Annotated in this window: 7 protein-coding genes and 1 pseudogene; 1 reads left to right on the top strand and 7 read right to left on the bottom strand. The window is 44.5% G+C overall.

Going from position 1 to position 9,657, the window contains the following annotated elements; genetic code table 11:
* Position 1: 1 nt before the first annotated feature.
* A complete protein-coding gene (locus H3L98_RS00160) occupies positions 2-2,848 on the top strand; it encodes an SNF2-related protein (protein WP_027022280.1) in 2,847 nt (948 codons plus the stop codon).
* Between the two features lie 7 nt (positions 2,849-2,855).
* Here the strand turns inward: H3L98_RS00160 and H3L98_RS00165 are convergent.
* The 7 genes and pseudogenes from H3L98_RS00165 to H3L98_RS00195 all read right to left on the bottom strand — a co-directional run bounded on the left by H3L98_RS00165 (position 2,856) and on the right by H3L98_RS00195 (position 9,395).
* A protein-coding gene (locus H3L98_RS00165; RefSeq protein ID WP_156932314.1) for an IS630 family transposase occupies positions 2,856-3,694 on the bottom strand; the annotation gives its coding sequence in 2 pieces (ribosomal slippage) (positions 2,856-3,379 and positions 3,379-3,694; 840 coding nt in all).
* Positions 3,695-3,735: 41 nt separating this feature from the next.
* A pseudogene (locus H3L98_RS00170) lies at positions 3,736-4,353 on the bottom strand (Uma2 family endonuclease).
* A complete protein-coding gene (locus tag H3L98_RS00175) occupies positions 4,245-4,481 on the bottom strand; it encodes a hypothetical protein (RefSeq protein ID WP_169733467.1) in 237 nt (78 codons plus the stop codon). The pseudogene H3L98_RS00170 and the gene H3L98_RS00175 overlap by 109 nt, the downstream one beginning before the upstream one ends.
* Positions 4,482-4,604: 123 nt before the next feature.
* Entirely contained in the window at positions 4,605-5,348 is a 744-nt protein-coding gene (gene istB / locus H3L98_RS00180) for an IS21-like element helper ATPase IstB (RefSeq protein WP_182078418.1), read from the bottom strand.
* Complete coding sequence (gene istA / locus H3L98_RS00185; protein ID WP_182078419.1) at positions 5,341-6,942, bottom strand: IS21 family transposase; 1,602 nt, start codon at positions 6,940-6,942, stop codon at positions 5,341-5,343. The genes istB and istA overlap by 8 nt, the downstream gene beginning before the upstream one ends.
* A 261-nt stretch (positions 6,943-7,203) precedes the next feature.
* Positions 7,204-7,398: a helix-turn-helix domain-containing protein gene (locus H3L98_RS00190; protein ID WP_027022451.1), complete on the bottom strand. Its 195-nt coding sequence runs from the start codon at positions 7,396-7,398 to the stop codon at positions 7,204-7,206.
* A 242-nt stretch (positions 7,399-7,640) separates the two neighbouring features.
* The gene (locus tag H3L98_RS00195) at positions 7,641-9,395 is read right to left on the bottom strand and encodes a ShlB/FhaC/HecB family hemolysin secretion/activation protein (protein WP_182078420.1); all 1,755 of its coding nucleotides are present in this window, start codon (positions 9,393-9,395) and stop codon (positions 7,641-7,643) included.
* Between the last annotated feature and the right edge of the window lie 262 nt (positions 9,396-9,657).

A 9,657-nucleotide genomic window follows, 5' to 3' on the forward strand; every position in this document is an offset into this window, starting at 1 on the left:
CATGTTGTTTACCGCGCACCAAGCCAAATATTTTGCTCACGAAATCTTGTGTCGTTCCAATCAAGGTGTGGAGAGGATTTCTCAAGGCTTGTTCAATGCCAAAGTAGATTTAAATCCCCATCAGATTGATGCGGCGTTGTTTGTATTGAAAAATCCGCTTGGACGCGGCGTATTGCTTGCCGATGAAGTGGGTTTGGGCAAAACGGTGGAGGCCGGCTTGGTATTGTGTCAGCTTTGGGCAGAGCGTAAACGCCGTTTGCTGGTGGTTTGCCCTGCGGTATTGCGTAAACAATGGGCAAATGAGCTGACTGAAAAATTTGCCCTGTCATGCATTGTGTTAGATAAAACGATTTTAAAACAGTGTTATCAAGGAAGTTTACTTCACTTTTTACGCGACAATGTAGGTAAGCAGGCTATTATTATTTCTTACCACTATGCCACCAAATTGGCAGATCTTTTAGCAGGTGAATTGTGGGATTGCGTGGTGATTGATGAGGCACATAAGCTGCGTAATGCCCATCGTGCCAGCAACAAAATGGGACAAGCATTACGCACTGCGTTTCACGGACGTAAAAAATTATTACTGACTGCTACGCCATTACAAAACAGTTTGATGGAATTGTATGGTTTATCTACTTTATTGGATGAACATTTGTTTGGTGATGAAAAAATTTTTCGTCGTGAATTTATTTACGAAAACAATATAGGGGAATTAAAAGAGCGCTTACGCAGCGTTGTTAAACGCACGTTACGTCAAGATGTGTTGGAATATATCCGTTACACCAAACGCCATACCATCACGCAAAATTTCTACCCTACCGATGAAGAACAAGCTTTGTATCAAGCGGTATCAGATTTTATTGCTAAAGAACACAATTTGGCTTTACCTAAAAGCCAGCGTCATTTGATTGGCTTAATTTTGCGTAAATTATTGGCATCCAGCCCTTATGCGGTTGCTGATACTTTGGAGATTATCTTAAAACGCTTGTATGCTCTAAAAGAACAACAAGTGATGCAAGATGATTTGTTTGCACAATTGAGCGAACACGAAACTGATTTAGCTGATGATTTAGACGAAGATTGGGAAAATAACAGCCATGACGGCGTGCAGCCTGAAACACAAGTGCCAAATTTAAACCAAGAAATTCGTCAAATTGAAGGTTTTATTGAGCAAACCCGCCAATTAAAAAGCGACAGCAAAGCCACAGCCCTATTAACTGCTTTGCAAACGGGTTTTTCTAAAATGGCTGCATATGGTGCGCCACAAAAAGCGATTATTTTTACTGAAAGTGTGCGGACACAAGCCTATTTGTATGATTTTTTAATGGCTCATGGCTATGCTGGTAAAGTGGTCTGTTTTTCAGGCAGTAATTATCATGCAGATGCAAAGCAGATTTATCAGTTATGGCTCGCAGATGAATCGAATGCCGAGTACATCACCGGTTCGCCACAAGTGGACATGCGTACGGCTTTGATTGATTACTTCAAACACCATGCCCAAATCATGATTGCCACCGAGGCAGCTGCTGAAGGTGTGAACTTGCAATTTTGTTCATTACTGATTAACTATGATTTGCCGTGGAATCCACAGCGTGTTGAACAACGGATTGGGCGTTGTCACCGTTACGGACAACAATTTGATGTAGTTGTGATTAACTTTTTGAATCAAAGAAATGAGGCTGACCAACGTGTTTTAGAATTGTTGAGCGAAAAATTCAAGTTGTTTGACGGGGTATTCGGTGCATCTGACGAAATTTTGGGGCGAATTGAAAGTGGTTTGGATTTTGAAAAACGCATTGCCCATATTTATGACCGTTGCCGTAGCCCTGAGTCCATCAAGCAAGCCTTTGATGATTTGCAAAAAGAAATGGAAACGCAAATCCAAGAAGCCATGCAAACTGCTAATTCGGCTTTACTTGACCATTTTGACGAAGATGTACACGAGCGTTTAAAGCTCCAGCTTTCTCAAAGTCAGCAATTGTTGGATAAGACCAGCCGTTATTTTTGGCAAGCGAGCCAATTTGCCTTACAAGATTATGCGCATTTTAATGAGGCACAAAAATCATTTTACCTGAACCGATCACCTATTTCATCCGCTAAAACAGGGCAATATCAATTGCAGAAAAAAGAAAAACAAACAGGGCAGGATTACCGTCTTAACCATCCTTTGGGTGAATGGTGCTTGGATTATTGTAAGCAGGTGAATACTGAAGTTGCTCATTTGCAATTTGATTACAGTCATCACCCGACTAAATTATCGGTATTGGCACAATATTTTGGGCAATCGGGTTGGTTATGGGTTGATAAGTTAGGATTTTATGGAAAAAACCAAACTCAAGAACAGCTTGTATTTACCGCAAGAACCGATGCGGAAGAGCGGCTGGATGAGGATTTTTGTCGTAAATTATTGGGCATATCAGCACAAATATTGCCACATAGTATTCATTTACCTGATGATTTGTCTGCAAATGCTATGCGAGCTATTAGTGGTATGACCGCTAAACACGCTGAAACGCAAACAGTTTTAATCAAGCAAGAAAGCGACCGTTTGGATAAATGGGCAGATGATAAAATCAAAGCCGCACAAGAAGCAATTGTTGAAGTCAATGATAGAATCAAGCAAGTAAAACGAGAGAAAAATCAAGCAAGTAATTTGGAACTGTTTGCTGTTTTAGAAAAACAATTGCAAGATTTAGAGAAAAAACGAAAACGATTGCGTCATAGTATTTTTGATGTGGAGGACGAAATCAACGAGAAACGAGATGAATTATTCAATAATATCCTAGAACAGTTGGAACAGCAAAGTCAAACAGAACATTTGTTTGCAGTACGTTGGGAGATTAAGTAATATATTATTAATTAAAATAAGAATAAGACACTAATGTTTCTATAAAACAATCAAAATCAGATAGCACCCTGCGCACATACCGTTTGATATTCGCCCAAGTCTTTTCTATCGGGTTAAGTTCGGGTGAATAAGGGGCAAGCGGTAAGATAATATGACCTGACGGCTTTACTATTTCTTGCAACACCTTCATGCGGTGAAAGCGGGCATTATCCAGAATAATGACGGACTTTCGATCCAAAGCAGGCAACAGACACTGCTCAAACCATGCTTCAAATAAGGCGTAAGTCATCGGGGCAATCAGCTTATTACCGATTTGTGCGGCAACAAGGGAAATGCGCCGATACCCTTTCCCGCTGATTTTTGATTTTAGAACCTGTCCTTTCGGACAGCGTCCGTACGGGCGCGACAGGCAGGTGTCAAATCCGGTTTCATCCAAATAAACCGTTTGGTAATCCGAACGGCGGGTCAGTTGTGCCAACTGTTGCAGATAATGCCTTACTTTGTTTGGGTCTTGCTCTTGGTATGTTGCGGTCTTTTTTTTCGGGTAATACCCAACCTTCTGAGTGCGTACAACACCGCGCTTGCCGTACAGTCAAACTCACGGGCAATTTCATACAGGTAGGCATCGGGATATTGTTCAACATATCGAGCTAATTTGGACATATCCAGTTTGGCGGCATTTTGACCGGTTACCCGATGCTTCAAACTGCCTGTTTGTTCTTTCAAACGTATCCAACGGTACAGGGTATGTCTGGAAATACCGTGAGCACTTGCCACTTGGCTGATATTGTTACAGTGCCCGTAGTAGTCTAATGCTTTTTCCCTTAAATCTGTTGAGTATGCCATTTTGAAATCCCAGTACATTAGATTAATGTGCCTTTTTGTTTTTATTCTACAATAAAAACCACTCTTCGGTAAATATCTGCCACCGAAAGCGTTAAATCAATGCTTTCAAGGTAAATATCCCCGCCTTGATAAATTTGTCCCTTCCACTGGGCTTTTTTGCGATAAACCAAAATAAATTTAGCACTTTGCTCAACAACAACGTACTCTTGAAGACTGGGAATCTTTTGGTAATCCTCTAGTTTGATTGACAGGTCAATGTTTTTAGTGGATTCTGAAAGCACTTCAACAATCAATCTAGGTTGGTTATCATCGGAATCACAATCCACCACAATATCGGGATAGTAAAAATTGTATTCCACCTTTATTTTCTAATCACTTGCAAAAACAAAGCAGCCACTGTTTCTTAAGTGTGGGCGCATTAAAGCAAAGATATTGCCTGTGATTAGGTTGTGATTTCGGGAAGCACCTGCCATGGCAACGATTTCCCCGTCAATCAGTTCAAACTTTTCTTCGGGATGCTCTTCGCAATAAGCCAAGTATTCTGCTTCTGTTACCCACGGTTGAGCGGTTTGGTGAGTATTCGCATAAAAATCCCCCACCGTGCGCGTCCATTTTCCCCCACCATACGCATCGGTAAGTCTGCCACCTGTTCGCACCATAACGCCACCACTACAACCGTTCGCATACCTGCCCCCAATTTGCCTGAAAGCGCATGATGTCCCACCATCATCGACAGACCTGTCAAATTACCCGCCGACCGTTTAAGAAATTTGGGACAGTTACCCATCAATGCTGCCTCCTTGTTAAAGACAATCTGAACTGTAACGGATAAAGTAACCGGAAAGGCTGACAAAATAAAACGGCTGTCCGGTAAAAACACCGGACAGCTGTTTCTCCTGTCGTAAACCGATTATCCTGCTTCCGTCCGTAACGGCTGCATCTTACGCATTGACGCCCCCTGCAAATTGATACGGTGCGTATTGCTGAACAGCCTGTCCATCATAGAATCGGCACGCCCTTTATTATCAAACATATCATGCCAATGATTCATCGGCAGCAAAGACGTGATAATCGTAGAATGGCTGTTATGCCGTTCGTCAATCAACTCAAACAACAGTTTCTGTTCTTCAGGTTTGTAGGCCTCCAATGCCCAGTCATCTAAAATCAGTAAAGGAAACCGTCCCAAGGCATTAAAGGCTTTACCCAAATTGCCGGCTATCTGTGCCATAACTAGTTCCTCCAATAACAGGCTCACTTTCTTAAACACAGTCGGAATACCCTGCATACACGCTTCATGCCCCAAGGCACAAGCCAGCCATGTTTTACCTACCCCGGAAGGACCTGTAAAGCAGATATTCTGATGTGCTTTGAGCCATTCCAAACCGGTCAGGTTGGCGAACACCGTTGCGTCCACCCCACGGCTGGTATGATAATCAATCTGATGAATATCCGCTTTTACCTTAAAGTGTGCCTGTTTCAACAAACGCTGTATCCGCCGGTTGGCTTGGTGATGGCGTTCCGCCAGCAGTATGGATAAAAAACGGCTGTCAAATGATGCTTCACGGCTTTCCACACTCATTGTTTGGCGTTGGTATTCTTCTGCCATACCTCGTAATTTCAGCAAGGTACAGATATGGTAAATTTCTTCATTCATTTGTTGCTGCTTCCTTTGGGTCTGTATCATCACTTTGTCGGCGGTAATAGTCTGCACCGCGTAAATTATCGTGCCGGTTCAATACTTCCGGTGCGGCAGTTTGGACGTGCTGTAAAGAACTCAAGCGTCCTGTCGGCAGCTTTTTCTGCACACCCAGCCATAGCTGCTTCAGTTTACGGGAATCAAATACCTGTTTTTCCAATGCCAGGCTGCACAAGTATTCCACTTCCGCAGCAGGACGCATGCCGACCATTTTCTTAAATCCCTTAAAAAAACGGTAGTGTAAACTGCGGTTGGCGTAACGTTCAAAGAAGGCTGTAAAATATTTCCCCGTCTGTGCCCCGTAATTGGCTGCCCATTGCAGTACGGTATCCGCATTGATTGCCGCAACAGCCCGATGGGTGGGAGCCAAATGGTCAGGGTGCGTAACGACCGCACCGGCAACCCCTTTCAAATGCGCCGCCACCAACTTCTGTTCATGATATAAGCTGACCGAATCCTGCTTCAGACAAAACTCCACTTGTTTGGATTTTAAATGAAAAGGCACGCTGTAATATGTGCCGTCAATCAATACATGGTAATCCAAACCCGCGTATGCCTGTCCCCAAAACGGATTGGCATAGGCTTGTGCGGGTAACGGTTTTAAACATTGCCACTCGGTCTCCATAAAACGACTGTAACGGCTGCCCTGCTGTTTTTGGAACGGCTTTCGGTTTAACTGTTCCAATAGCGGAACAATCGCACGGTTCAATTCGTTCAAGCTGAAAAATTGCTGCTTACGTAACCTGAATAAAATCCAACGCTGTACCAGTAACACACCGGCTTCGGCTTTAGCCTTATCTTTCGGTTTGCGTACCCGGGCAGGAAAAGGCTCTACACCATAATGTTCACACAACTTGCTGTAATTCTGATTGATTTGCGCAAAATATTTATCTGCTTTGATAACCGCCGCCTTTAAATTGTCCGGTACGACAAACTGCGGGACACCTTTAAAAAATTCAAACATACGGATATGCGAAGCGTTCCAGTCCTGACTACTTTGCGAAGCGGTGGCTTCACAAAAGGTATAGCCGGAATAACCCAATACCCCGACAAAGATTTGTGCCTGTGTTATTTCGCCTGTTTTTTGATTGATAATCGGAACGGTACTGCCTGCATAATCCACAAACACACATTCGCCAGGCGTATGATGGTGGCGCATACTGATTTGCAAAGATTTCTTATAGCAACTGTAGCGTTTGGCGAATTGGGAATAACTGATAATGGTTTCGTCCGGACCGAGCTGCCGTACCCATTCTTCATATACTTGTCTGATGGTGGCATTTTTGCATTTTTGCAGAGTGTCATGCACTTCATCAAAATCAATTTTTAACCGCGCCGGTGCGGTCGCCGCTGGCTTTTGTGCAAATACTGCCGCCCAATCTTCTTCGCGTTTCGGCGGATAGGGTAAGCCGCTTTCCTGATACAGTTGATAATATTTCCGCACCATGTCGCGGGAAACACCGTAACGGTGTGCCGTTTCACGTTGAGAAAGATTCAGCACATACAAAGCGTTCAGCACTGCCTGTATGGTCTTTAATGAGATTTTCTTCATGGTTTTCCTTTAGTATCGGGCTTTCCTGCAAGGTGCAGAGAAACCCACTGTCAGACAAAAATGCTTGACAGTGTTTTAGAAAACATGGAAAATCAAGACGTTCTGACACTTGCTTAAGTTTAGAACATCTCTAAAGGGTTAGCGAAGTTGGCGCTTTGCTAACCTTTTTTCCATGCTTAAAAATATACAAAACTCAATTTTTAAGATAAAATACAAAATTGAAGTTTTATATTCGGCACCAAAATATTTTTGGCAAAGCTGCTATTTCATAATGACCTCCCCTTCTTTTAAGCCTAAAAGAACGGCAATATCATGTGTTTGACCCCGTTTGCACGCAGCATGTCCGCTCAATACCCTTTGTACGGATTGATAGGAATAGCCGTGTTTCTTTGCCCAATCAACCATGGTAATCCCTTGTCTGTCAAGGTCTTTTCTGACTTGCTCTAAACTTTTCATAGCCCTGATTCAAATCAAAAATGCTTTGATAAATCTTCAATTATATTTGAAAATTTTGCCAAAGGCTATTTTAAATTATGTTGGTGCAAAAACTGCCCTTTGATTTGAAAAAAGAAAAAGGTTTGCTCCAGTAATTGGGACAAACCTTGTTTGAACCAGTTATTTTGCGTTATCAGGTTAGGGCGTGTCCCTAATCAAAGCCGTTTTGTGATGGATTTTACAAAACGGCTTTGATTCATTTCCTAAAAGGAAACATTCAGGCTAACTGCCAGCGTCTGCCGTTTGGTGGGAAAGTATTTGGGACGGCTAATCGGTTTGGCAAGGGACACATCGTAAGACCATGCCCCGCCCGCTTTAATTTGCCCGCGTATGCCCACTGCCCCACCTGCTAGGGTTTGTCCCAGCAGGTATTCGGCTGACGGTCCCGATACCCGTCCTGCGTCTGCGCCCACATACAGTTGCTGTCCTTTGGCAAACTGCCAGGAAAGGGTATTGCGCCAATACAGTCCGCGTTCTGCCGACAGCGACATTTCGCCGTCAAAACCGCGCACGGTGTGTCGTCCGCCAATGGCGATTTTGTCTTGGGGGGTTAAGGGGGTTTTGTTCCATTGGGCATGAAGGCTGCTGTCCCAAGCAAAGGGCTGTTTGCCGATGGCAAAGGGCAGGTTGATATCGGCATCGGCAGTAATCACTTTCATACGCGCTGTGCCTTCGCCAAATGCCTGTTCGGGGGCTGCTTGTGCGCCATACAGCCCTGTACCGCGTTTATAGGCTAGATTGGCGTTTACGGTGGCTTTGCCCCAGTATTCTTTATGGCTGATGTTGGCAGTCCAACCGCCGGTGCGGCGGCGTTGCACTTCTACTTCGGCATCATCGATATAGCTTTGGGATTCTTTGCTCCACAATTTCAGCCCGACATGGGTTTTGCGTTTGCCGTCCCGATACAGCAGTCGGCTAAAGCCCAAATCGGTGCTGATGCTTTTGCCGTTATAGTCGTAGATTTGGTTGGCTCCTGCCACGGCTTGGTGGTAGCGGTAGCCGTTGCGGTTGAACGACCATTGCCATTTGCCTACGGGAACGGAATAGTGTAGGGAATAATTGGCGGTTTTGCCTTTGACTTTGCGTCCGTCTTCATCATGCAGCCGTGGGGTTTTGCCCAAGTGCCGTCCGTAGGACACATAAAACATATCGCTTAAACCCAAGGGGTTGTCTAAAGAAACGGTGGCGGTGCCTTGGTATTTGCCAGTGGCTTTGCTGCCGCCGTTATCGGCACTGAAGCTGGCACGGATGGGGACGGTTCTTTGTTGCCACGCAATTTGAACGGTGCTTTCATTGGGTTGTTCGGCGGGGGCGATTTGAATGTCGGCTTCGGCGGTGGGAATGCGTTTGAGATTCTCCAGACCTTGTTCTAAATCGTGTAGGTTCAGCAGTTTGTCGCGGCGGGTGGGAAATTCGTTTTGAAAGGCGGCAATGCGCCCGCTGTGGGTGTGTTCGCGGTCTTGCTCGGAAACCTGAAAGGATTTAATGAAGCCTGGCATCAGGGTCAGTTGCAAACGCCCTTGGTTTAAGTCTTGGGGGGCGGCGAGTATGCGGGTGGTGGTGTAGCCGCGTTCAATCACTTTGTTCTGCGCCAAGGTCATGATGCGGTTGATGTCGTCTGCATTCAGACACGCACCTGCCTGAAAACCGCTTTGGCGTTGGGCGTATTTGAGTGCAAAGCCGAATTTGTCGGCATATTCGCCGACCAAATCTATTTCGTGAATGGGAAAACAGGGACCATGGTTTTGAGTGGCGGGGGTAAACTCCGTTACGCCCTGCGGGGCAGGCAGACGTACGTCCCGCTCTTCCTGCATCTGCTGTTGCAACTGCTGTCTGCGCTGTTGTTCTTGGATATTTTGCTGCTGCTGGATGTCGGTTAAGGTTTCGTTGAAGGTTTGGGCGAACAGGGTGGGGGAAAAGGCGGCAAAAACCGATAGGGTGAGCAGACGAAGGCGCATGGTTACGTTCCTGTTGGGTAAAAAAATAGCGGCTATTTTAATTACTGCGTTTTGCCAAACGGGGTAAAGGGCGTATGGTTTCTGCTTTTGCTGTTTAAAGATTTAATATTTAAGGAAAAATAATTTTAATCAAGGACTAGACTATTTTGCTTGATTTTTATGTCTTAACTGCTCTTGGAATAAAAGAAAGATGAATAATAAACAATTGACTACCTGATAAATATTCCCATTTTAATGGTTGGTAAAAAGGCTTTTTTATACT

Source organism: Conchiformibius steedae (assembly GCF_014054725.1).
Lineage (GTDB): Bacteria > Pseudomonadota > Gammaproteobacteria > Burkholderiales > Neisseriaceae > Conchiformibius > Conchiformibius steedae.

Coding starts and splice junctions, on each gene's coding strand:
- H3L98_RS00160 (WP_027022280.1), top strand. CDS start 2: ATGTTGTTTACCGCGCACCAAGCCAAATATTTTGCTCACGAAATCTTG.
- H3L98_RS00175 (WP_169733467.1), bottom strand. CDS start 4,481: ATGGGTAACTGTCCCAAATTTCTTAAACGGTCGGCGGGTAATTTGACA.
- istB (WP_182078418.1), bottom strand. CDS start 5,348: ATGAATGAAGAAATTTACCATATCTGTACCTTGCTGAAATTACGAGGT.
- istA (WP_182078419.1), bottom strand. CDS start 6,942: ATGAAGAAAATCTCATTAAAGACCATACAGGCAGTGCTGAACGCTTTG.
- H3L98_RS00190 (WP_027022451.1), bottom strand. CDS start 7,398: ATGAAAAGTTTAGAGCAAGTCAGAAAAGACCTTGACAGACAAGGGATT.
- H3L98_RS00195 (WP_182078420.1), bottom strand. CDS start 9,395: ATGCGCCTTCGTCTGCTCACCCTATCGGTTTTTGCCGCCTTTTCCCCC.